Here is a 22592-nt window from a genome sequence, read left to right as displayed (position 1 = left end):
TATACCTGCCTAGAAGAAAATGCCCTTCATTCGAATAATAACAGGCAGCATGACGACCATCATCACCACCGGAAAGATGCACAGTCCCAATGGAATCATCATCTTCACCGGCAAGGCATTGGCGCGTTCCTCGGCCCGAAGGATTCTCTGTCCACGCATTTCGTCGCTGTATACGCGCAAGGCCTCTGTCAAACTTGTACCGAGCTCCTCGGATTGCCGGAACAGAACCGCCAGCGCCCGCGCCTCCTCAAGCCCGATACGGTCAGACAGTTCGCGCAGCGCCTCGCGCAGCGGCTTGCCGGCGCGCAACTGCAGAGTCATGATCGAAAGCTGGATGCCAAGCCATTTATGGGTGCCGGCCAGTTCGTTGCTGACGCGCTCGACTGCCGCCTCGAGGCTCATGCCCGCGTCGGCGCAGGTGATCATCATATCCATGAAATCCGGAAAGCCGCGACGATAGATCTGCTTTTGCCCATTCTCGAACCGGTCGAGCGCGATGCTTGGTATGACAATGCATGCCAGCCCAAGCAAGGCTGAACCTCCAAAAGCGACAAGACTGGGCAGTTGGGGCGGTAAAATCCGGGACAGGAGTGCATAGGTCGCAACAAAGCCGATGCAGACTGCGCCGAGCCGCGACAGAGTATAAATGAGCGGCGCACCTGACTGGTAGAAGCCTGCGCGAAAGAGCTTCGCGTCCAGGGCGCTGGGCTCGTCCCGCTCTTTTTCGATCGACCGAAAATAGGCCTCGACCGGCCGCTGCGCTGAGATCCTTGCCAGTTCTTCCTGTCCGACAAGCGAACGCCGGTTGGGAATGCCCTCTGCCATCAGGCTTTGCGAAACCAGTTTCCGCGTCTGCAGCGCCGGCAAGAAGAGTAGCGCGCCTAAGAGGAATAGCGCTACGGCCGCCAGGAAGACGGCAATGGAGACCAGAAGGCTAAGATCCTGGGTATTCGAAAGCAGGTTTATGGCTCGCCTCCGTCAGAAATCGAAATTGACCATGCGATACATGATGAAGTCACCCAGCAGCGCCCACAGCCCGAAAATCAGGAACACAGGCATTATCAGCGGATTGTCCCATACATCACCGTAGTAGCTCGGGGCGAGGCCTGTGAGGATGCCGAACATCAAGAGCGGAAACAGGGAAATGATCCACGCGGACATTCGGCCCTCAGCCGAGAGCGCCCTGATTTTCAACCGCAGTTTCTGCCGTTCGCGCAACACCGATGAGAGGTTCGACAAAATCTCGGTCAAATTGCCACCGGTCTTGGCCTGGATCGATAACGACACAGACAGCAGTTGAAGGCCCTCGAAACCGACGCGTTGCGAGAGTTTCCGCACCGCGTTTTCAAGGCTAAGGCCAAAGGTGATTTCGTCGGAAACGATGCCGAATTCGGTGCCGAGTGGATCAGGCATTTCACGGGCGACAAGACCTATCGCTACGGAGGTCGGATGACCGGCGCGCAGCGAACGCACGATCATGTCAAGTGCATCCGGCAATTGCTTCGCGAATTTCTGGATTCGCTTGGCACGCGCGCGGCGGAGAACCAGAAACGGCAGGGCGAATCCGATGAGAAGAAAGATGACACACGAAACCACCGCTGAGAAGTGCAGCAGGTACGCAAGTACCAGTGCCAGTACCAGCCCAGCGAGAATAAATATTGCGACAAACGACAGCGGATTCCCGGTAATGCCGGATTGGGTGTATAGCCTGTTCAGCCCGACCGCATTGAAAAGAAAATCGCCCGAGCCGGTAAGCCCACGTTCTCGCAGCAATCCCTGCAAGGTCTGTTCGGCCGGCACCTCGTCAGCGAGCCGCTTCAGCCGACGGTTGATCGTGCTGACCGTTGAGCGGCGTTTGGAGTAGCTCACGTACAGAGCCTCGGCCGCGAGAATGACCGACGCCGCCGCCATCACATAGATGAGGTAAAGTAATGTCTGGCCCGACGGCATCAAAGCGGAACCTGCGGATTGAAGGCGTCCTTGGCGAAGTGGTGGCCGAGCGTCGCCGCTTCCTGGGCAAAGCGCGGACGGATGCCGGTGGCACGAAATTCACCGACGATCTGACCCTCCGCACTCACATCGCGGCGAACGAAATGGTAAAGTTCCTGAAGCTGGACGACATTGCCTTCCATGCCGGTCAGCTCCGATATCGAAACGACCCGCCTTCCCCCGTCGGAGAGGCGTTGCGTCTGCACGATGATGTCGATCGCCGACGCGATTTGCGCCCGGATTGAATCATGGCTCATCGGCATGCCCGCCATGCCGACCATTTGCTCGAGCCGTGAGATCGCATCGCGCGGCGTGTTGGCGTGGATGGTGGTCATCGAACCTTCGTGGCCGGTGTTCATCGCCTGCAGCATATCGAAGGCCTCCTCGCCGCGGACCTCGCCGACGATGATGCGGTCCGGCCGCATGCGCAACGCGTTCTTGAGCAACTCGCGCTGGCGGACCTCGCCCTTGCCCTCGACATTGGGCGGACGGGTTTCGAGGCGGCCGACATGCGGCTGCTGCAATTGCAGTTCCGCCGCGTCTTCGATGGTGATCAGGCGCTCCCTGGCTGGAATGTAGCTCGACAGCGCGTTGAGCAAGGTCGTCTTGCCGCTGCCGGTGCCGCCTGAAACCAGGATCGACTTGCGTGCCTGCACGGCAATGCGCAGCAGGTCGATCATTGGCTGGCGGATCGAATTGAACGCCATCAGACGTTCGAGCGAATAGGGGTTTTTGGAGAATTTGCGGATAGACACCAGCGGGCCATCCACCGAAATCGGCCGCACCGCGATGTTGACGCGCGACCCATCTTCCAGCCGCGCATCCACCATCGGCGCCGATTCATCGACGCGTCGGCCGATCGCCGAGACGATCTTGTTGATAACACGCAGCAGATGCGCCTCGTCGCGGAAACGGATCGAGGTCTCCTCGATCACGCCGCGCCGCTCGATGAAAACGCGATTGTGCGTGTTGATCAGTATGTCGGAAATTGAATCGTCTTTCAGCAGCGGTTCGATCGGCCCCAGGCCGAGCATCTCGTCGGCGGTGTCGCTGGTCAATTGATCGAGTTCGCGAGCATTCAGCGGCACATTGCGAGCGCGGACAAATTCCCGCACGATCGGCCGGATCTCATTCAGGATTTCATCCTTGGACGCGTTTTCAAGGGCGGTCAGGTTGAAGCGGTCAATGAGGTGGCGGTGGAGCTCGACCTTGAGCGACAGGAAATCGTCACCATGCGGTTCAAAGTCAGCTACGGGAGAAAGGGCCGGGGCAGCGGGCAAAACCGCCATCGGCTCGAGCTTTGGCTCGACTCGCAACTCGCTTGGCCCTTTGGTGAACCGCCCCAGCATATCGCGTTATACTCCCCGTAGAATCCGTCGCCACGAAACTAAACATTAACCACGCATGGCACAAGCGCCAGCCCCGCACCATGCGATTTAATACTTCAGACATAGTTAAGATCAAGGATCAGAAAACGCGATGTTTATTTGGTCAGCGGCGCTGTCCTAATGGAACACGAGGACTCGCTTTCAATGCCAAGTGCTTTTTTTGCCACAAAGGCGTCATGGAGCCCACCTAAGGCCTTAGATATAAAGGAATATGCACTATCGCTAATACCGCCCCATTTCCGCCATACCCACGGCCAAATTATGAACGAATGGTTAAGATGGGTTGAAAAATAAGCCGAATCAATGTTTTGGTCCGCCTGAGATCGGCAATATTCTTGCCAAATCATGTATAGGAAAGTTAAGGAACCCTTAATCCCGTTTGACTCTGGTTTTCGTCGGGACTTAGATCGAGATGACGGGGGATGCTTGGGTATGGATTTCATCCTTGGCTCGTCTCGTCGGGTTCAAACCTCCAAAGGGAGAAATTGGCATGAAGAAGCTCATGACGATGACCCGGCAGTTCCGCGACGACGAAAACGGCGCTGCCATGGTCGAATATACCATCCTGCTCGGCATCATCACGGTGGCAGTGATCGCCACCATCATTCTTGTCGGTACCTGGGTCAGCGGCAGGTGGACCACGCTTAATACAGCGCTTCAGGCTGCACCTGCGCCCTGACACGCTAGGCTGGCCCAGGCCTCTAAGGCTTGGGCCACCTCTTTTTTGGCCAGAGACCGGCGACCCTTGGGGGGCACGCAGTCAATTGAGCGGGTTGGGGTTATGCGTGCAAACACCGTCATCATGATCGTTCTTGCCGGCGTGTTCGGCGTGCTGGCTGTTGTGCTCGCCAATGTCTGGCTCGCCAACCAGCGCAGCGCCCTAGCGCAATCAAATGAAGTCGAGCGCAATACCGTCGTGGTGGCGGCTGTAGCTCTAAAGTTCGGCGATACGCTGACCGTTGACAAACTCCGCGAAGTTGCCTGGCCCTCAGGCGCGGTCCCGGCCGGAGCTTTCAAGACAACGAAAGAAATGCTGGACGGCGAAGGCACCAAGCAGGCGCTGCAGGCGATCGGTGTCAACGAGCCTGTTCTCGCCACCAAGATCACTGGCCCGGGCCAACGCGCCACACTTTCGGCGGTGCTCGGCGAAGGCATGAAAGCAGTTTCTATCAGGGTCAACGACGTGCTTGGCGTCGCCGGGTTTGTTTTCCCCGGCGACCGGGTCGATGTGCTGCTGACGCGCAAGGTGCGCACCACCCAGGGGACGGACCAGAGTTTCGTCGACGTGCTTCTACAGAGCATGAAGGTGCTCGCCGTCGACCAGGTCGCCGATGAAAGCACCGAGAACCCGACGGTCGTGAAGGCGGTAACGCTCGAGGTCAGCACCAAAGACGCCCAGAAGCTTACCTTGGCTGCCGATGCCGGCCAGCTGTCCCTAGCCCTTCGCCAGGCTGCCGCCAGCAAGGGCGAGACGACCGAACGCATTACGCTTTCAGATTTGACCGGTGATACGCCGGACGATGTCGCCGCCAGGCAGGCCGAGCTCGCCAAGCAGGCAATAGCCGAGGCTGAGGCCGCAGCCGAGCGCAAGCGCGCGGACGACAAGATCAATGGGCTGACCCAGGCCGTGGAACGGGTGGGAAGCAGGCTCGACCTGTTGAGCAACGCAAAACCTGTTCCTGCAGTGGCCTCAGCACCCCAGGTGCAAGAAGTGGTTAAGGAAGTGATCAAATATGTGCAGCCAGAGCCGCCGGCGCGTGCGACGATCGGCGTCTTCAGGGGTGTGAAGCTTGAATCTTACGACGTGCCGCGACAAAAATAACGCTAGGGTATTGCCGAACGAATCGGCAAGGGGGTAGTCTGAATGCGTATGTTCCGGGGACCACTGGCGGCTGCCGCGCTGGCCTGCTCGGTCATGTTACTTCCGATCGACCTTGCTGCTCAGGCGGCCGACCGCCGGATCGATGTATCGAACCCGAGCGTCCACCGTGTTTTCCTGCCCATGTCGCAGTCGGTGACGATCCAGGTGAACGCCACTCTCGGTGACATCGTCGTCGGCGACGAGAAGATCGCCGACGCCCAGCCAATGACCGACCGGACGCTCTATGTCATCGGCAAGAGCGCCGGCACCACCACAGTCAACCTCTTTTCAGAAGACAAGCGCTCGCTTGGCGTGATCCAGATCGAGGTCGGCGTCGACGTCAGCGACATGGCGCAGGCGATCCGGCAGGTGGCGCCCAGGTCGCGCATCGATATCGGCTCGATCAACGGCAAGATCAGGCTTGGCGGCCATGTCAAGGACGGCGCCACGCTGGCGGCGATCATGCAGGTCGCCCAGCAATATGGCCCCGACGCGATCATAAACGCGGTGACGGTCGACGACAGCCAGCAAGTAAACCTCGAAGTGCGCGTGCTGGAGGCCAAGCGCAATGCCGGCCGCGATCTTGGCGTCTCAATCAGGAGCACCAACGGCAGCGGCACGACCCGCACAGGAACGGGTATAGCCGCCGTCGACGAGGACAATGTGGTGCTGGGGCCGGGCAATCTGCTTACCGGCCTTCTTTCGAACACCACCCCGTTCGCGGCGCTGATCACTCGCGTCATCGACAGCAACATCAAGGTCGACGTGATCATCGAGGCTCTCGAGGCCAAGGGCGTGGTGCGCACCCTTGCCGAACCCAATCTCACCACTCTTTCCGGTGAGGTTGCCAGCTTCAATGCCGGCGGCGAAGTGCCTATCCGCGTCGACGACGGTGATGGCGAGATCAGCATCGAGTACAAGCAGTTCGGCGTCAATCTGCTGTTCACGCCGGTCGTGCTCGAAGACGACAAGATCAACATCAGGCTGGCGCCGGAAGTCAGCGACCTGACCGGTTTCACCACCGCCGGCGACCCGATCTTCACCAACCGCAAGCTGTCGACCGTTGTCGAACTGCGCGACGGCCAGAGCTTCGCTGTCGGCGGACTTTTGTCCAGCAAGAACACCAAGATCCAGAGGCAGGTGCCGTGGCTCGGCCAGGTGCCGATCGTCGGGACGCTGTTCCGGAATTCGAGCAACCAGAAGGAAGAAACCGAACTGGTCGTCATCGTGACGCCGCGTATCGTGCGGCCGGTAAAGCCTGGCGAGCAGCTGGCGACGCCGTTCGACAAGACACGGCCCGCCAACGACCCGGAGCTCTTCATTCTCGGTCAGCTCGAAGTGACCAAGGACATGGTTCGCAAATATGAACTCGGCGAAGGCGTGGTCGGCCCCTATGGCCACATGCTCGATCTGAAATCCAAGGACAAGATGATTTATGTCAAGAAATAGCGCCTTGATCCTGTTTTTGTGCGCCGGCGGGCTGACGGGCTGCGCCGCCGACTACCTGAACAATTACGAAACGGTGACACTGGCTGCCGGCGACACGCAGAAATACAATTCGCTGTTGCAGACGGTCGACCCGCTCAATCCGGCGTCCAGGAACACGACGATCGAAGGCGATGGCGCGCGCGCTGCCGCTGTTGCCCAGAATTACAAATTTCCACCACCACCACCGCCACCACCGGCCATAACGGTCAATGTCGGCGACACCGCGGATTAAACAAAAGGATGCGGGTTCAGCGCCAGGCAAAGCGACTGGCGTCAGGGGAGCTAAGAGTAAGGCCATGCTGCGGATTGTTCGCGCGTTCTGGCACGATCAGAGAGGAATAGCGCTGATACTGGTCAGCATCATGCTGCCGGCAATCATCGGTTTTTCCCTGCTGGCGATTGACATGAGCCGGGTCAACAACCTGCACAATGATCTTCAGAAGGGAGCTGATGCGTTTGCCCTAGCAGGCGCGGCTGAACTGGATGGGACGTCGAGCGCTATCACCCGTGCTGACAGGGCGATCGCTACGCTGGTACGCAATCGATACACCTTCTCGACCTCCGGCCCGCCTCAAACGCTAGCTGCCGGCGGAGTAACGCGTCGCTATCTTCGCTCGTTGCCGGCCACCGACAATCTCCCGATCGTGGCGGCCAATGTGATCACCGACGAACTGAACGACGCCAGGCTTGCCCGTTTTGTGGAAGTCACGGTAACCCCGGTCGGATTTGCCGCGATCTTTCCGGCTTCCTTCCTGTCATCCGGCGCCAGCAACAGTTTCAATGTCGGGGCAGTCGCCGTGGCGGGCTTCACCTCCGGCGTCTGCGATTTTACGCCGGTCTTCATGTGCAACCCCTATGAGATGGTGAACGGGACCAATGCGGCTGGCGGGTACACACTTGAGCAGGCTGTTTCCAATCCGGCTGTCCATCGTCGGTTGATCGAACTGCGGAAAGTTGGAAATGGGGCTGCTGCTGGTCCAGGTAATTTCGGCTTCCTCGAGCCCCCAGCTGATGTGGGGAACGGCGCTCAAGCCCTCGCCCAGACGATCGCGACATCCAGGCCGATTGGCTGTTACAACTCCGCGAACGTTACCACCAAGACCGGTCAGAACGCCGGCCCGGTGCAGGACGCCTTCAACGTTCGTTTCGGAATTGGAGCCAACGGTAACCACTTCGATAGTGCTGAATACGGTCCGGCCGCCAATGTCCGAAAAGGGGCTATACAGACCACAGGTAGCGTCAATCAATGCGCCGCCATGAACCAGCTTTCGTTCACCGAAGCTGGAACAATGGGCCTTCCGCGCGATGCGACAACGCCGTATCAGGGCGGCAGGATGGGCGACGGAGATTGGAATTTTTCCGGCTATTGGAGCACCAACTTCGGTTCCGCCTCCTATCCATCGTCATGGGATACAACCAAGCCGACGCGCTATGAGGTCTACCGTTACGAGATATCGGCCGGGTTGGTGGGCACCGCGTCGACAGGTGGAGAGATTGGAACCCCGTCGGCAGCTTGCCAACCGCCCGTCACCTCAGTTGATCGTCGGTTGCTTTATGGCGCGATCCTGAACTGCGCTGCACTCGAAGCTGCGGGCAACGGCCTGTCCGGCCACAGCACCAATCTGCCGGTCGAAGCCTTCGGCAGCTTCTTCCTCACTGAACCGGTTGCGTCACCATCGGATGATGCGTCGGTGATGGTTGAACTTGTCGACATCACCGGACGCGGCGGCCAGGGCACGCTCGACAATTTCCTTCGCGACGAAGTCCAGCTTTACCGGTGATGGCGATGATCGGAACGCTATGCCGCCACCTCGACAGATTTCGACGCGACAGCCGTGGTGCGGTGCTCGTCGAAATGACGCTGATCACGCCGCTGATGCTGATCCTGTCGGCGGGCGTGTTCGAGTTCGGCAATCTGATCCACAACAAGCTGCTGATGGAGGCCGGCCTGTCGGACGCGGCACGCTTTGCCGCGCGCTGCAACAGCCAACTATATACTAGCTACCCTGGGTTCACTGCGATCGACTGCGCCGATATCGCAGCAAACATCGCGGTGTTCGGCAATGCGGCAGGGTCAGGCACTCCACGCATCAGCGACTGGGAGAAATCGGGTGTGACATCCAATGCGACGGTGACCATCGCCGCCCCCGCTTCCTGTCGCCCCGCCGTCGTCAATGGCGTCACCCAATATCGCTCCACCACGGCACAAGTCTGCATCGTCCGAGCGGCCGGCAACTATCCATATACCGGCGTCGGCATGCTGTCGTTCATCGGAATCGGTCCGATCACGCTGACCGGCTCTCACGAGGAGCGGTTGATCCGATTCTGATCATGATCAAGCGTTTTGCGAAATCGGAAGACGGCGCGGCGATGGTAGAAATGACCATCGTGGCGACGCTGCTGTTTGCCCTTGTTCTCGGTTTCGTCGATTTCGGCCATGCCTTCTATCAATGGAACGCCGCCACCAAGGCCGTCCAGTTAGGCGCGCGCCTGGCGTCTATTTCCGATCCGGTTGCCACCGCGCTAGCTACAGCCGCACCGACGACGACACCGGGCGCGCCGGTGGTGGCCGCCGCTTATGGACCCTTCGTCTGCGCATATACCGCCGGCACAGGGGCTTGCAGCAATGGCGGCACATTCAATGCTGCCAATTTCAGTCGCATCTTCCGCGGCGATACGGCAGTCACTAATGACGACGCCTGTCCCGCGTTGGCGACAGACCAGCGGCCGGGTATGTGTCATTTCTTTCCTGGCCTGCGGCGCGACAATGTCGTCATCGCCTATTCCGCCACCGGCCTGGGCTACCAGACTCGGTTCGGCGGACCGGTGCCGACAATCACCGTCAGCCTTCAGAACCGGACCTTCCAGTTCTTCTTTTTGCAAGGGCTGATGGGGTTTGCGAACATCACCATGCCCTCCATGCTGAGCACGGTCACGGGCGAAGACCTGAAGAGTACCGCGTCATGAATGCCATCAACACCAAGGTTCTGCCGACCAAACGAAAGCAAGTGGCCCTATTCTCGTCGGATCCACAGTTCAAGCGCGAGGTGGCGACGCGGCTCGACGCGCTGGCGATCTACGATGTCAGGATTTCAGACACGGCTGACTTCCTCAAGGGCCCGCCCGCTGAGACGCGCCCGGGCATCGTCATCCTCGACCTGGCCAATGGCGAGTTGCTCGGCGAGCCTGGAATAGTCGCGGCGCGCGCCTTGTGGGCGGCCGTGCCGCTGATCGCGATCTCCGACGAATTGACCTCAGAAAAGACGCGCATCCTGGTTCGCATGAACGCTTCTGACTGGCTGCACAAGCCTCTCGACGCTAAGGAGCTGCTGAACGCGGTCACCTTCCACGACACCGGCAACCAGGGCACCAAGAGCCGCATCATCACTTTCATCAGCGCCAGCGGCGGCGCCGGCGCCACGACGCTCGCTCTGTCGGCGGCAGAGTTCCTGGCGTCGAAATCCACCGAACGCGCGGCTTCGACCTGCCTCGTCGACCTCGATTTCCAGAGCGCCAATTGTGGCGCTTATCTCAACCTGTTCAACCAGTTCGACCTGGCCGGCATCATCGGCCAGCCGGAAAGGCTCGACGTCGAATTGATGGACGTCATCAAGCTCTCGCGCCCGTCCGGCCTGACACTCTATTCCTTCGAGAGGCCGCAACTGCCGTTTGAGCCGCAGGGCGGCGATTTCGTGTTCCGGCTGCTGGACCTCGTCGCCTACCGGTTCGACGACATCGTCATCGACCTGCCGAATATCGAAACCCCCTGGCAGAATTCCGTGCTTTCGACGAGCGACGAGATCTTCATCGTCTTCGAGCTCAACGTCGCCTCGCTGCGGCAGGGCAAACGGCTCTACACGAAGATCCGCGAGCTGCGCGGCAATTCGGTGAGCATCACGCTGGTCGCCAACAAGCATAAGCGCAAATGGTTCGGCAACCACTTTTCGCGCAGCGAACTCGAGAAGATCTTCAAGGCGCCGCACATCAAGTCGGTCGGCCTGGACAATGCGCTGCTGACCGACGCGCTGAACCGGGCCATCCTGCCTTCCGAAGTGGATGGGCGGGCGCGCTTCAACAAGGACCTGAAGCGGATGTTCAAAGAGCGGCTCGATGACCCAGCCCGGTAGATACCGCATCGTCCCGAGGCTTGCCGGCGCCTGCATCATCGGCCTGGCCTTGGGGATGCCGGCCTGGGAATTCGCCCATGCCCGATCCGCGCTGTCGGACCGGCCGCCGCTGCCGGCAATGGGCCCCAGCCTGCGCAAGGCGGTTGCTCTCCAAACCGCGGAACGGGCCGGCACGATCATCATCCGCAAGGACGAGAAGGCGCTTTATCTAGTCACCCGGCAGGGCCACGCGCTGCGCTACCAGATCAGCGTCGGACGAGACGGCTTTGGCTGGACCGGCATCGTCAAGGTCGGGGCGAAAACGGAATGGCCGGAATGGCGCCCGCCCAGGGAAATGCGCGCCCGCCAGCCGGAGCTGCCGGAAATGGTGCCCGCCGGTCCCTACAATCCACTCGGCGCCAGGGCACTCTATCTGCTGCGGGACGGGCGCGACACGCTCTACCGCATCCACGGCACCAACGATCCCAAGGGCATCGGCTTCGACGGAACATCGGGATGTTTCCGTCTTACCAACACCGATGTGATCGATCTCTTCAAGCGCGTCTCGGTCGGCGCAAAGGTGGTGGTCCAATGACGATGATCAGCGACCCGGATATGCCGGCAATCGACATTGGGCCGGCAACCCACACGGAAGAGCAAGCTGCAGTTGGGAAACCGAGCAATGCAAGGATGCTCGGCGTTGTCGCCGTCGGCGCCTTGCTGATCACGGCGGTGAACATAGCGGCCGCGGTCTATTTCTACCGCGGCATCAACGATCTGCGCCTTGTCGAACGGCGGCTGGAACAGCTCGGATCGTTCGAGCAACGGATCGCGGCCCGGCTCGATACGGTCAACAACGGCTTCCAAAGCCGGTTTGAAAAACTGGACAGTCAACTGCAGGGCAGCTTCAACGAAGTCAAAGGCAGCATTGCCCGGCTTGAACAGGAGCTGCCCCTGGACAGTGACGACAACATGTCGAGCATCGCGGAGCCTTCCGTGATCACGACCAGCACCATGGCGGAAGCAGCCACCGATCTCGAAGAAGCGACCGAACCCAGTATCGTCGAAGCGCCGCGCCCGCCCAAAAAGAGGATCGCGGCGCCGCCCCCTCCCCCAAACTCGTCCTACCAGCGCATAGTGCAGCCTGACGGCAAGGTCCACTACAAGAAAATCAACTAGAAGCGACAGACATCGAGAGACGGGTTTTTTGCGTTCAGCTGCGTGCAGAGCTGCCGTCGTCTTGTTGGCAATGCCGATCGGGAGCGCGACGGCTACGACCTGCTACCATGTAGTCAATGTCGACTTTTGGGATGTTCTCTATATCCGATCGCAGCCAAGCCACCTCTCCAAGGCTACGGGCGCAATCGCTAGCGATCACAACGGCATCATCGTGGCCACAGGCCCATGCCGGCCGGCCGGGGCGGACCGAAAGCGGCAATGGTGCCCGGTCACCTACTATCCGTTGCCGTCAGTGAGTCTGGACGGCTACGTGAAAGCCCATTTCGTGAAAACCACGGCGTGTCCCGGGTCCTAAAGCGCGTCGCGTTTGAATGGATTCATGCGACGCGCTTTAAGTTCTTGTTCTCATGCATGTCGTTATCGCAAACCGCTGCGCACTTTTGCGCGACATGCATTAGAAATCCCGCTGCAGAGCAATAAGCCGTACGGCGACCGCCCGGGAACGCTGTCGCGCTTCGCTGAGAAACGCAACATGACAGTAGGCGCAGGCCGCAGTGCCCAGAAGCAGCACCAGGCTGTTCTGCCAGGTGAAGTCGAGCATCAGCGAGAATGGATGGCCGCTCGGCGCGGTGAATGCCGCGATCGTGCTCGCTGTTTCAGAATGGCTGCTGGAAGCCATCATCAACCCGGCGAAAAGCAAAGCGGCGTGGTTGGCAAGGAAGAAGAACGCGGCCGATTTTCGCGTCCGGCAAGCCATCCAGCAGAGGATCGATGCGGCGGTCAGGATGGCGGCATCAAGGACCATTGAACCGCCCAGATAAAGGTCGACCTGCTGCCAGAACATCGTCGCCAAAGGGCGCAGTTCAAGCCAGATCCGCCACAGGGCGGGGCTGGCCGGATAGCTTCCGAGCAGGAACGTCGCTGCCCGCTCCCCTGCCAGAATGAGAAGAATGAGAGCCGGAAAGGCAAAAAGCAGTAGCGACTTGCGCGTCATGTTCCCTCGCCAATCGATAAGCAGAATAGGCTGCAAAGATTGCGCGAAGCTTAAGGAAGGCGGCGAACAGCATTGATCACAGGCGCAGGCGCAGCCCACAACCGTGGCGAGCCGCCCGTTTATGTGCCATTTTTGCTACATCCCCGAAACTTTATGGCCCAGACCCTATTTAAAGCCGGTGCTAAATCAATAAACACTCACGTATTCGAAGAATTTATCGGATAACTTGTCAAAGCTTCGGTGAGAAGGCTTGGCCGTACAAAAAGCACCAGGCAAGAAGCGTGGGTGGGGTAGACCATGAATACGACAATCAAAGTGGCCATTGGCAAGCGCCTTGGCCTGCTCTTCACATTTTCGATGCTGGCTTGCGGGAGCGCTAGTGCCCTCACGCTCAAGGAAGCGATGGCCGTAGCCGTCGAGTCCAATCCGGAGATCGGCCAAGCGATCGAAAACCGCGAAGCAATCGAATTCGAACTGCGTCAAGCGAAAGGGCTCTATCTTCCCAGCATCGATCTCGAGGCATCTGCGGGAGCCCGTCGCCTCGACAATTCGTCCCGACGAGCGCTCTCCACAGAGGATGACGCGCTCTATCCGGCGGAAGCGGGTGTCGTGATATCGCAAACGCTCTATGACAGTGGAGCACGACGGGCCGAACTGAACCATCAGGCGTCGCGGGTCGATGGGGCTTCTTTCAGGGTACTGGAGCGATCTGAATTCATCGGGCTCTCCGTCGTCCAGGATTATCTTGAATACATGCTGCAGGCCTCGATCGTTTCAGAGGCGAAAAAGAACCTGGGCTTCCATCAGGGGATTCTCGGCGATATCCGGCAAGGCATCGCGGGTGGTGCGCTGAACGATGCCGACGGCCAACAAGCCCAGGAGCGGCTTTTAGCAGCCAAGGCACGCTTGCAGGAAGCTTCCGAAGAGCTGGAACAGGCCAAAATACGATTCTTCAAGACCGTCGGCAAGCCGCTGACGAACGCCTCAAGGCCAGGGAGTGTTGGCGGCGCGCTGCCAAGGTCGCTTGATGAGGCGCTGGGACTGGCGCGCGAGAACAATCCGCGCGTTCACATGGCCAACAGCGATATCGACGCTGCTGCTTCACTGGTGGACGCAGCCCGGGCTAAATTCGGGCCCGCCATCGTCGCTGAAGGCCGTGCCCGGGCCGGATATGACGTTGATGGCGATGACGGCGACGCCAGCGACCTGCAAGCTCGGCTCGTGCTGCGATGGAACCTCTATCGCGGAGGTATCGACAAGGCCAACGAACAAGAACAGATCCGCCGCACCAGCGAACAGCGACTCGGATTGCATCAGGTCTTGCGGGAGATCGAGGAAGCCGTCCGCACCTCGTGGGATCGCCGCTTCCGGCAAGCCGACCTCGCAAAAACTCTGCGGCTGCAGGCTTCCGAGAGCGCAAAACTCGTCGTCTCCTATCGCGAACAATTCAAGGTCGGACAGCGCTCGCTGCTCGACGTGCTTGATGCGCAAAATACGCGGTTCAATACAGCAACGCTGGCGGATACCGCCTCCTACGCATCGCTGTTCGCCGAGTATCGGCTGCTGGCGGCGACCGGGCAGTTGCTGAAAACGATGAACCTTCAGCCGGCAAAACAGGCGACGGCTTATGCCAGGAGCGAGTTTGCAACGCCAGAGACTGCTGACACCGAAACCTATGCGCGCACCCCGTCGGAACAGAAAAATGATCTGCCTTTCGACATCCTCGCCCCGGTCAGGAAGAAATAGCTCGGTTTAAGGATCGATCGAGAGTCCTTGCGGGCAGATCGTGAATCAGCAACCCAACATCCTCTCCCCTAAAGAGGCATTCAAGGCCTGCTTTTCGGCTGTTGCCGGATATCTCGGCAGGCCGAGCGCCGAAACGGTCCTGTTCGCCGGGGTTCCGCTTTCAGAGACGCGAATAGAGGTGGATGACATCAGGCATCTTGCCGAACGCATCGGTCTAGAGGTCCAGGAATTCAGCCACCGGGATTTTCTGCGCGGTCGTGTCGATCTTCCTGCCATTCTCTTTCGCGTCAGCCAGTTGCCTGTTGCCCTGCTGGCGGAGATGCAAGACGGCGCATATACGACCGCCCCGCAGGAAGATGGCCGCACGATCATCGCCAAATCCGAGCTTGCCGCCAGTGTCATCAGTGGCGGCGTTTCCTTTTCGATAACCTATGCCAATGCCACCGAAGGAATGAAGGTCGGTTCCGCGGCGAAGATAGAAAGGCGTCACTGGCTGACGGGAACGATGGGCGCCTTCTGGCGCACCTATTCGAAAGTGGTCCTGTCGGCGATATTCATCAATCTGCTGGCGATCGCCTCGCCGATCTTCACCATGAACGTCTACGACAGAATCCTGCCGAACAAGGCAACTTCAACGCTGTGGGTTCTGGCAATCGGCATCGGCGCCGTCATTTTGTTCGATCTGCTTTTGAAGACCGCCAGGGCGTCTCTCATCGACTATGCCGGACGCAAAGCAGATCTGCGAATATCATATCTTCTGTTCGAAAAAGTCCTCAACTCGTCTCTGTCAGCGCGCCCAGGCTCGACCGGTGAATATGCAAATCGCGTGACCCAATACGAATTCGTGAGGGAGTTCTTCACCTCCAACACCATCAGCGTCTTCATCGATACGGCTTTTGTGTTCGTCTTTCTTCTGGTCATCTATGCGATCGGCGGCTGGCTGGTGGTCATACCGGCATTGGCCTTCGTGGCGTCGGTCATCGTCGGGCTGATCACGCAGCGACGTATCGGCAAGCGAGTCGCCGCCTCGATGAACGAGGCTTCTCAGCGCCAGGCCTTGCTGGTCGAATCCATTTCGACGCTGGAGACGATCAAATCGCTGCGGGCCGAAGCGTATCTGCTGCGGAGATGGGGCGAGCACTCCAAGAACGCTGCCAACACGTCGGAAAAGATCAAGCAGCTTTCGGCTGCCGCCGGCAACATCACCCAGGCCATACAGCAGCTTGTGACCGTCGCCCTGGTCGTAGCTGGTGCCTATGCCTTCTCGGAAGGCCATATTTCTACGGGAGCAATAATAGGCACGGTCATGCTGGCAAGCCGCGCGGTTGCTCCGCTTGGCCAGATCGCCATCACGCTTTCGAGACTGCGGCAAGCCATGCTCTCGTTGAGAATCATCAATTCGATCATGGCTCAACCAGAAGACCGGCCGGACACGGTGGGCTTCGTCAATCGCCCCATCCGCAACGGTGCGATGGTGTTCAGGAATGTCGGGTTCGTCTATCCCGGATCGGAAAACGAGGTTCTGACCGGCCTCAATTTTTCGGTGAAACCGGGAGAACGGATCGGCATCATCGGCCGTATAGGGTCCGGCAAGACAACGATGGGTCGCCTGATCGGCAGGCTTTTCCTTCCGACCTCGGGAGAGCTTTTGCTCGACGGCATCGACATCCGCCAATACCACCCGTCGGAGGTTCGCGCTGCGGTAGGAATCGTCGCCCAGGCCGGCGATCTGTTTTCAGGCACCATCAAGGAAAATCTCCTGATGGCGTGCCCCGAAGCGACCGATGAGGAAATCATCGACGCCGCAAAGGCCGCCGGTGTCGACGAGTTCGTCTCTCGCCACCCGCGCGGCTATGACATGAATGTCGGCGAGCGGGGTACCAATCTCTCGGGGGGGCAGCGACAGACGGTGGCAATTGCGCGCCTGCTGCTGACCAAGCCGAAAATCGTCTTCCTGGACGAGCCGTCAGGCTCAATGGATCTCGCTTCGGAAAGACAGTTGATCAAACAGCTCAAAGTGGCCTTCGATGGAAACACGACGCTGATCGTGTCAACCCACCGCTACAGCATGCTTGAGCTGGCGGATCGGCTTATCGTTGTCGAACAAGGCAGGATAGTTGCAGACGGACCAAAGGAACAAGTCGTAAAGGCACTGCAGAAAAGTGGCTGATCAAAATAGATTATATTGAACGAGTTCAATATAATGGGGCATGGGGAAATGCTTGCCAGAGAAGACCGTCCGCCGCTTTTCGCGTCGGCATCCATATTCATTATCGGAGCGCTCTTCGTCGTTTTTGTTGCTTGGGCGTCTTTTGCCGAAGTCGATGAAATCGCACGCGGCGACGGCAAGGTCATCCCGGCGTCCAAGACCCAAATCATCCAGGCCAGCGAAGCCGGCGTCGTCCAGGAAATCGCCGTCAAGATTGGGCAGGTCGTCAGGAAAAACGACCTGATCATTCGGCTCGACAACACGCTGAATACGTCCAGCCTTGGCGAGCAGCAGGCCAAGTCACGCGCGCTTGAAGTGCGGATCGCAAGGCTCAAATACGAACAAAGCGGCAATCTCACAGGGCCTTTTCTGTGCCCGACTGACATTCAGTCGATCGCTCCGCAAATCTGCGAGAATGAACAAAAGCTTCTCACAGCCCGGCGCGAAAACTTCGACAATAAATTGTCCGTTCTCAAATCGCGCCTCGACCAGCGCGAGAAGGAACTGGACGAAGCAGCCGCCAATTCCGACCGCCTGACAAGGAACCTAGCCGTTAGTGACCAAGAGGCAAAACTGGTTGGATCAATGGTCAAAAAGGGGCTGATGGCCAGGACAGAGCAAATCCGGGTTGAACGGGAGCAGACTGAACTCAACGGTCAGCTGAACCTGTCCGGCGAGACAGTCAAGAAGATCAGGTCAACGATCACTGAAGCTCAACTCCAGGTTGATGAACTCGGCCTCCAGCTGCAGCAGGAAGCACTGGATGAACTGACGCAGGCGCTGGCCGAGCTTTCGGTCGTGGACGAAACCATTCGTGGGGCCACTGACAAGGTAGCGCGCACCGATATCCGTTCGCCGGTGGACGGCATCGTCAATACACTGGAGCTAAACACGGTTGGCGCCTTCGTCCAGCCTGGCTCGGTCGTGGCAGGCATCGTGCCCACCTCCGAAACCTTGCTGGTCGAAGCGCGCGTCTCGCCACGCGATGTCGCTTTCATTCGTCCCGACCAGGAGGCGCTGATAAAAGTCACCGCTTACGACTTCTCGATCTTCGGCGGCATCGAAGGCAAGGTCTCCAACATCACCGCCGACAGCCTGGTCGACGAGAAAACGGGTGAGCCCTTTTACCAGGTGCGTGTCGCGACGGACAAGTCCACCCTCGAACGGGACGGCAAGGCCTATTCGATCATCCCCGGCATGATCTGTTCAGTCGACATCAAGACAGGACGCAAGACGATCCTCAGTTACCTTTTGAAGCCGATCAACAAGGTGCGTCAGGAGGCGATGAGTGAGCGCTAGCGCCAACTCTCCTCCCAGCACCCATGATCGGTTGCTTCTGCCGATCACCAGAGAGGATTTCGGGCTGGAGTTCCGGGTTGTCGCGCGTGGCGGCATACGCCGCGGCATTCGTCTGGAAAAGGCTTTCTGGATGTCGCTGAAGCAGATGGCTGAAAACAGGAAATGCACGATCGGCATGCTGATCGACGAGATCGCCAAAAATCAAACCAAGACTGGTAATCTGACGTCGGCGATACGGGTGGCCTGCATACTCGGGCTGGCGGATGAAAACCTGATCCTGCGAAAGCTTGCATCGATCAGAACGATCAATGCCATATTGGTTGCCTGCCCCTCGCCCGCTTTTGCCTTGGCGTCATCGAAGAAGATCCTGACTTTCAATGCTCCGTTCCAGCAACTGGTCAAGCGTCAGTTGCCGACCGGACCGAACAACGATGCACGACAAGATCTCAAGCTGGCGCTGGATCTCAATGTCGCCGACATTTTTGCCCGACTCGATGCCAATGGCGAAGTTCCGATCGCCAGCGGCTTCGTCATCGGCGCCGGCGAACGTCGGTATCGGGGTCAATTGAATGCAGTGCGGGCGCCCGTACCCGAACCGGAGCTGCTGATGGCGTTCGTCAACGGCTAATGCATGTCGCGCAAAAGCTTGCCCTCGGGCTTGACCCGAGGGTGCGCAGCAGTTTTGCTATATGGATAAAAACAAGAACTTAAAGCGCGTCGTATGAATCCGTTCAAATGCAACGCGCTTTAGAGCTGCCGCTCCGGGCAAGTGCAGCTCAATCCTGACGATGCTTCGCGTCATTTTCACAGGGACATATCCGGCTCCGAACCTTCGCCAGGAGCAACCGTTGCGAAAGCGCCCTTGATGTCGGCTATTTGCGCGCCCCCTGGTTTTGCGCCATGGATCCACGCCCGGTCAGTGCTGAAGGAATACAGCGGCAGATAATCAGGGAGTTCGCTGTCTTTCAAAACAGTGTTGTTGAGACTGTCGAGGATGAATGTGCCGCTGTCCGTACTCACCGACAGCACGGCATGAAAGAATTTTCTGCGGCGATCCTGGAGAACAACAAGCGACATGCTCTGCGCCGGGATACCGGCCCGCAGCAGAGCCGCCATCTTGAGGATGGCAAAATCCTCACAGTCGCCAGCCCGCCGCTCGAGGATTTCCGAAGGCTTCGCCCAATAGTCGAGCCTGCTGTAAACTGCACTGTCTTTCTTGTAGGCAATCGCGCGGTTTATGCTGCTGTTGACGAAGGACAGCTTGTCGCTGAACCCCCGGTCTTTGACCGCGTTAACGATCTCGGCAAAAGCAGCGCTCTTGCGCTCGCACGCACTGCTCGCGAAGCAGCCGGCGATGGCCCTGTAGACAGGTGCCCAGCGCGCCGAGACGGGAGAGTTGCGCATCGACAAGGCAACCGATCCGAACACACCGGGGATTATCGCCGCCGTCTGCACAGGATCTATGCCGGCATCGCCTCGCGACGTCGGATGAGCCTCCCCGTAATCAGCAACGGCTAGCCCGTAGCTGCCGGGAAACATATCTGTGCGGTAAGCTTCAGCAGGCCGCCAAGGCTGAAATCTCGCCAGCGAAACGCCGCCGAGGCATGGCGGCGCCTGCACCTTTTCCAGCTGCTCACCGGCCGCAGCGACATCCGCCACAATGGCATTCGCGAGTGCTGGCTGCGACAGGCCGACAAGGCCGACCGCTAGCAGGAGCATTTTGAGCCCGGTTGCCAGGCCAGCCTTTTCTTTTTTCATAACGCCCACCTTTGACTGTGGACGCTACCAATCTTGTCTCAAATTATTGGAAAGGAAGGTGGATAACTTTATCGCAAAGGGCTACGTCTATTTTGTATAAACTTTTATATACATTTATACTTATTTTTCCGCGTCATTGTCGTAAGGATTGCCAGCAAATTGCTCTGCTGCGGCAACATATATAGGGTTATATAAATATGATTTACCATGCGTAAAAAATAGTGGCAAATGCATATTAGGATATATGGAATAGATTACCAGACTGTTGCAAAGCCGAGGTTACCGCTGTCTCTTCCAGAGAAATACCGGAGGGGTTTCAGCTATGGCAACCATTATCGAATTGGACAGTGTTTCAGGTTCCTCGGACGAACATTCTGCTTCCAATGAACACAGCGGCCTAGCATCGGCGGCAGGTATCCAGGTCGCGCAAGCAGCCTCGACCGAGCAACCGGCAGCAGCCGAGCCGGTGCCGGCGGATGTGGGCAACGGCGCAGCAGTGCAAACGGAAGCGCCGGCAGCGGCCAATGCACCAGCGGCTGCGGCGCCGCATGAATATGTGGCCGACGCCAGCAACACCGTGAGATTTCCGGCCAACGTCGCTATCGACAATATCCGAGTCGACGGCCGCCACCTTCTGCTCGAACAACCAGACGGCTCGGTGGTCGTCATCAAGGACGGTGCCCTGAACGTGCCGACCTTTATTCTCGGCGACATTGAGGTGCCGCGCGTCGCCTTGCTGGCGGCGCTTGAAGCAAGCCATGTCGACATTGCCTTCGGTGCCGACGGCTCGATCTCGGCGGGGCCGGGAAACGGGACGCCGGGCAGCGCCGGCGGAAACTTCGCGGTTCCAGTCGGTGGGATCGGCAATGGGTTCGATCTATCGGCATTGCTGCCGCCGACGGCCTTGCAGTTTGGCCGTTTGGAGCCGCGCGAACTGACGATTGGCGTCAGGGAGAAAGACTCTACCCCTTCGATTGATCCTGTAGCCTCGACCACGGTCTATGAGGCTGGCCTGCCGGCACGCAGCGGCGAGTCACATGGCTCGAATGAGCCTGCGGCCTCGGAGACGACCTCTGGCACGATCGGCTTCAGCTCGCCGGACGGCGTGTCGGAAGTCTCGCTGGGCGGCCATGTGCTGACCGGCGTGCCCCAGACCTTCACCGACGCGACCGGCTCGCTGACAGCGAGCTATGTCTATGATCCCGCGACCGGCTTGGGCACGATCAGCTATTCCTATACGCTCATCGACAACACCTCCGGCGACACCACCAGCGTAAACCTCCCCGTCGCGGTGACGGACGCCGATGGCGATCCGGCAGCGCCAGGCAACCTGGCCATCAACATCGTCGACGACGCGCCGACGGCGATTGCCGACACGGACAGCATCACGGCGGGTCAGTTCGGCCCCGCGACGGGTAATGTGCTTGCTGGCGGGACAGACGGCGTTGACGTCAACCTGACTGATGGGGCGGCCGACACGCAGGGCGCCGATGGTGCGACGGTGGTCGGGGTCACGAGCGGCACGACGAATTCCGATCTGGACGACGGCGGCACGCTTGGCGTGCAGATCCAGGGGACTTACGGCAAGCTGACGCTGAACGCCGACGGCACCTACAGCTATGCGCGCGATGCCGGCACGCCCGGCGGCGTCGACGACGTGTTCACCTACACCATCAAGGATGGCGACGGCGACCTGTCGCACACGACACTGACAATCTCGATCGGCGATGCACCGCCGGTGATCACCGACCTGACGCCCGAGGCCCGTGGCGGCGACGTGACGGTGAATGAAGAGGCGTTAAATGTCGGTACGCCGGGCGGGCCTGGGTCGAACCCGTCAAGCACGGCCGAGACCGGTACGGGCACCTTCACCATCTCTTCGCCCGACGGCATTGCCTCGCTGACGATCAGTGGTCAGGCCTTCATCACCAACGGCGTGTTCACGGCGGGCTCGTTCACGACGCCGGAGGGCAACACGCTGGCTGTGACTGCCTACGATGCCGCGACAGGTCAGGTGAGCTACACCTACACGCTCCTCGACAATGAGGCGCATCCCACCGCCCTCGGTGAGAACAGCCTGTTCGAGAACTTTGCAGTGGTGCTGACCGACCAGGACGGGCAGAGCGCCAACGATACACTCACCATTNCACCGGTCGACGGCGCCGATGCCGACAACGGCACCAACACGGTCGACAACGTCGAGAGCTTCACCTACCAGGCGACCGACGCCAACGGCAACACCATCACCAGCACCATCACCATCGACGTCGTCGACGATGTGCCGACGGCGAACGCCGACACCAACAGCGTCGCCGAGGGCGCCATCGCCACCGGCAACGTGCTGAGCGACGCCACCGACGACGTGTTCGGCGCCGACGGTGCGGCCGCCGGTGGCGGCGTTGTCGGCGTGGCCGCCGGCAGCAACACCGCCAGCCCGGTGAGCGGCGGGCTGGGCGGCGCCGGCATCGCCGGCACCTACGGCACGCTGACGCTGAACGCCAACGGCAGCTACAGCTATGACGGCTTTGCCAACGCCGTGCCGGCCGGCGGCGCCACCGACACCTTCGTCTACACC

The 22592-nt window shown here is 59.5% G+C and carries 20 protein-coding genes and 1 pseudogene; 16 read left to right on the top strand and 5 right to left on the bottom strand.

The features are described from left to right. Positions 1 to 9: 9 nt before the first annotated feature. From CIT25_RS18000 to CIT25_RS17990, 3 genes are read right to left on the bottom strand one after another with little or no spacing between them, the layout of a single operon-like run. The gene (locus CIT25_RS18000; protein ID WP_095485902.1) at positions 10 to 960 is read right to left on the bottom strand and encodes a type II secretion system F family protein; all 951 of its coding nucleotides are present in this window, start codon (positions 958 to 960) and stop codon (positions 10 to 12) included. An 18-nt stretch (positions 961 to 978) separates the two neighbouring features. Beyond that, the gene (locus CIT25_RS17995; RefSeq protein WP_095485901.1) at positions 979 to 1950 is read right to left on the bottom strand and encodes a type II secretion system F family protein; all 972 of its coding nucleotides are present in this window, start codon (positions 1948 to 1950) and stop codon (positions 979 to 981) included. Continuing rightward, the gene (locus CIT25_RS17990; RefSeq protein ID WP_095485900.1) at positions 1950 to 3338 is read right to left on the bottom strand and encodes a TadA family conjugal transfer-associated ATPase; all 1389 of its coding nucleotides are present in this window, start codon (positions 3336 to 3338) and stop codon (positions 1950 to 1952) included. The genes CIT25_RS17995 and CIT25_RS17990 overlap by 1 nt, the downstream gene beginning before the upstream one ends. A 529-nt stretch (positions 3339 to 3867) precedes the next feature. On the opposite strand from CIT25_RS17990, the gene CIT25_RS17985 reads away from it, so the two are divergent. The 10 genes from CIT25_RS17985 to CIT25_RS17940 all read left to right on the top strand — a co-directional run bounded on the left by CIT25_RS17985 (position 3868) and on the right by CIT25_RS17940 (position 12011). After that, positions 3868 to 4056, top strand: coding sequence for a Flp family type IVb pilin (locus tag CIT25_RS17985; protein WP_095485899.1), 189 nt, complete (start codon positions 3868 to 3870; stop codon positions 4054 to 4056). Positions 4057 to 4158: 102 nt separating this feature from the next. Beyond that, on the top strand, positions 4159 to 5199 hold the full coding sequence (gene cpaB, locus CIT25_RS17980) for a Flp pilus assembly protein CpaB (RefSeq protein WP_095485898.1): 1041 nt from the start codon (positions 4159 to 4161) through the stop codon (positions 5197 to 5199). Positions 5200 to 5241: 42 nt separating this feature from the next. Then, positions 5242 to 6687, top strand: a complete 1446-nt coding sequence (locus CIT25_RS17975; protein WP_095485897.1) for a type II and III secretion system protein family protein — start codon at positions 5242 to 5244, stop codon at positions 6685 to 6687. Continuing rightward, positions 6674 to 6958, top strand: coding sequence for a hypothetical protein (locus CIT25_RS17970; RefSeq protein ID WP_095485896.1), 285 nt, complete (start codon positions 6674 to 6676; stop codon positions 6956 to 6958). Before CIT25_RS17975 ends, CIT25_RS17970 begins: the two co-directional genes overlap by 14 nt. A gap of 64 nt (positions 6959 to 7022) precedes the next feature. Further along, entirely contained in the window at positions 7023 to 8507 is a 1485-nt protein-coding gene (locus CIT25_RS17965) for a pilus assembly protein TadG-related protein (RefSeq protein WP_095485895.1), read from the top strand. A 5-nt stretch (positions 8508 to 8512) separates the two neighbouring features. Continuing rightward, complete coding sequence (locus CIT25_RS17960; RefSeq protein WP_245329892.1) at positions 8513 to 9055, top strand: TadE/TadG family type IV pilus assembly protein; 543 nt, start codon at positions 8513 to 8515, stop codon at positions 9053 to 9055. 2 nt (positions 9056 to 9057) lie between these two features. Then, on the top strand, positions 9058 to 9693 hold the full coding sequence (locus CIT25_RS17955; RefSeq protein ID WP_095485893.1) for a TadE/TadG family type IV pilus assembly protein: 636 nt from the start codon (positions 9058 to 9060) through the stop codon (positions 9691 to 9693). After that, positions 9690 to 10853 (top strand): CpaE/TadZ family protein, encoded by a 1164-nt coding sequence (locus tag CIT25_RS17950; RefSeq protein WP_095485892.1) that lies wholly within the window; start codon positions 9690 to 9692, stop codon positions 10851 to 10853. Before CIT25_RS17955 ends, CIT25_RS17950 begins: the two co-directional genes overlap by 4 nt. Further along, positions 10837 to 11427: a L,D-transpeptidase gene (locus tag CIT25_RS17945; RefSeq protein ID WP_095485891.1), complete on the top strand. Its 591-nt coding sequence runs from the start codon at positions 10837 to 10839 to the stop codon at positions 11425 to 11427. Before CIT25_RS17950 ends, CIT25_RS17945 begins: the two co-directional genes overlap by 17 nt. Then, on the top strand, positions 11424 to 12011 hold the full coding sequence (locus tag CIT25_RS17940) for a hypothetical protein (protein WP_095485890.1): 588 nt from the start codon (positions 11424 to 11426) through the stop codon (positions 12009 to 12011). The genes CIT25_RS17945 and CIT25_RS17940 overlap by 4 nt, the downstream gene beginning before the upstream one ends. Before the next feature lie 454 nt (positions 12012 to 12465). Here CIT25_RS17940 and CIT25_RS17935 read toward each other — a convergent pair whose 3' ends face one another. Then, positions 12466 to 13005 carry a hypothetical protein gene (locus CIT25_RS17935; RefSeq protein ID WP_095485889.1) on the bottom strand — a complete coding sequence of 180 codons (540 nt, stop codon included), beginning with the start codon at positions 13003 to 13005 and terminating at the stop codon, positions 12466 to 12468. Between the two features lie 297 nt (positions 13006 to 13302). On the opposite strand from CIT25_RS17935, the gene CIT25_RS17930 reads away from it, so the two are divergent. Genes CIT25_RS17930 through CIT25_RS17915 form a run of 4 tightly spaced genes read left to right on the top strand, consistent with a single transcriptional unit; the run spans position 13303 to position 18887 of the window. Beyond that, positions 13303 to 14751, top strand: coding sequence for a TolC family protein (locus tag CIT25_RS17930; RefSeq protein WP_095485888.1), 1449 nt, complete (start codon positions 13303 to 13305; stop codon positions 14749 to 14751). A 40-nt stretch (positions 14752 to 14791) separates the two neighbouring features. Then, a complete protein-coding gene (locus CIT25_RS17925; protein ID WP_095485887.1) occupies positions 14792 to 16921 on the top strand; it encodes a type I secretion system permease/ATPase in 2130 nt (709 codons plus the stop codon). Between the two features lie 48 nt (positions 16922 to 16969). Then, positions 16970 to 18259, top strand: a complete 1290-nt coding sequence (locus CIT25_RS17920; RefSeq protein ID WP_095485886.1) for an HlyD family type I secretion periplasmic adaptor subunit — start codon at positions 16970 to 16972, stop codon at positions 18257 to 18259. Then, positions 18249 to 18887: a ribbon-helix-helix domain-containing protein gene (locus CIT25_RS17915; RefSeq protein ID WP_095485885.1), complete on the top strand. Its 639-nt coding sequence runs from the start codon at positions 18249 to 18251 to the stop codon at positions 18885 to 18887. The genes CIT25_RS17920 and CIT25_RS17915 overlap by 11 nt, the downstream gene beginning before the upstream one ends. Before the next feature lie 176 nt (positions 18888 to 19063). On the opposite strand, the gene CIT25_RS17910 is transcribed toward CIT25_RS17915, so the two are convergent. Next, complete coding sequence (locus CIT25_RS17910; RefSeq protein WP_095485884.1) at positions 19064 to 20017, bottom strand: transglutaminase-like cysteine peptidase; 954 nt, start codon at positions 20015 to 20017, stop codon at positions 19064 to 19066. A gap of 322 nt (positions 20018 to 20339) precedes the next feature. Here CIT25_RS17910 and CIT25_RS38710 point away from each other — a divergent pair. Beyond that, positions 20340 to 22163 (top strand): annotated as a pseudogene (locus CIT25_RS38710) (Ig-like domain-containing protein); the annotation flags it as partial. Between the two features lie 96 nt (positions 22164 to 22259). After that, positions 22260 to 22592: VCBS domain-containing protein (locus CIT25_RS38470; RefSeq protein WP_425351747.1), on the top strand; the 333-nt coding region annotated here is incomplete at its 3' end.

Origin of the sequence: Mesorhizobium mediterraneum, assembly GCF_002284565.1 — a bacterium.
Classification (GTDB): Bacteria; Pseudomonadota; Alphaproteobacteria; order Rhizobiales; family Rhizobiaceae; genus Mesorhizobium; species Mesorhizobium mediterraneum.
This window is presented reverse-complemented; position numbering and strand designations above follow the sequence as displayed.

Excerpts from the sequence above, each read along its gene's own strand:
- CIT25_RS17995 (WP_095485901.1), bottom strand. The coding sequence starts at position 1,950 with ATGCCGTCGGGCCAGACATTACTTTACCTCATCTATGTGATGGCGGCG.
- CIT25_RS17990 (WP_095485900.1), bottom strand. The coding sequence starts at position 3,338 with ATGCTGGGGCGGTTCACCAAAGGGCCAAGCGAGTTGCGAGTCGAGCCA.
- CIT25_RS17985 (WP_095485899.1), top strand. The coding sequence starts at position 3,868 with ATGAAGAAGCTCATGACGATGACCCGGCAGTTCCGCGACGACGAAAAC.
- cpaB (WP_095485898.1), top strand. The coding sequence starts at position 4,159 with ATGCGTGCAAACACCGTCATCATGATCGTTCTTGCCGGCGTGTTCGGC.
- CIT25_RS17975 (WP_095485897.1), top strand. The coding sequence starts at position 5,242 with ATGCGTATGTTCCGGGGACCACTGGCGGCTGCCGCGCTGGCCTGCTCG.
- CIT25_RS17970 (WP_095485896.1), top strand. The coding sequence starts at position 6,674 with ATGTCAAGAAATAGCGCCTTGATCCTGTTTTTGTGCGCCGGCGGGCTG.
- CIT25_RS17965 (WP_095485895.1), top strand. The coding sequence starts at position 7,023 with ATGCTGCGGATTGTTCGCGCGTTCTGGCACGATCAGAGAGGAATAGCG.
- CIT25_RS17960 (WP_245329892.1), top strand. The coding sequence starts at position 8,513 with ATGATCGGAACGCTATGCCGCCACCTCGACAGATTTCGACGCGACAGC.
- CIT25_RS17955 (WP_095485893.1), top strand. The coding sequence starts at position 9,058 with ATGATCAAGCGTTTTGCGAAATCGGAAGACGGCGCGGCGATGGTAGAA.
- CIT25_RS17950 (WP_095485892.1), top strand. The coding sequence starts at position 9,690 with ATGAATGCCATCAACACCAAGGTTCTGCCGACCAAACGAAAGCAAGTG.
- CIT25_RS17945 (WP_095485891.1), top strand. The coding sequence starts at position 10,837 with ATGACCCAGCCCGGTAGATACCGCATCGTCCCGAGGCTTGCCGGCGCC.
- CIT25_RS17940 (WP_095485890.1), top strand. The coding sequence starts at position 11,424 with ATGACGATGATCAGCGACCCGGATATGCCGGCAATCGACATTGGGCCG.
- CIT25_RS17935 (WP_095485889.1), bottom strand. The coding sequence starts at position 13,005 with ATGACGCGCAAGTCGCTACTGCTTTTTGCCTTTCCGGCTCTCATTCTT.
- CIT25_RS17930 (WP_095485888.1), top strand. The coding sequence starts at position 13,303 with ATGAATACGACAATCAAAGTGGCCATTGGCAAGCGCCTTGGCCTGCTC.
- CIT25_RS17920 (WP_095485886.1), top strand. The coding sequence starts at position 16,970 with ATGCTTGCCAGAGAAGACCGTCCGCCGCTTTTCGCGTCGGCATCCATA.
- CIT25_RS17910 (WP_095485884.1), bottom strand. The coding sequence starts at position 20,017 with ATGAAAAAAGAAAAGGCTGGCCTGGCAACCGGGCTCAAAATGCTCCTG.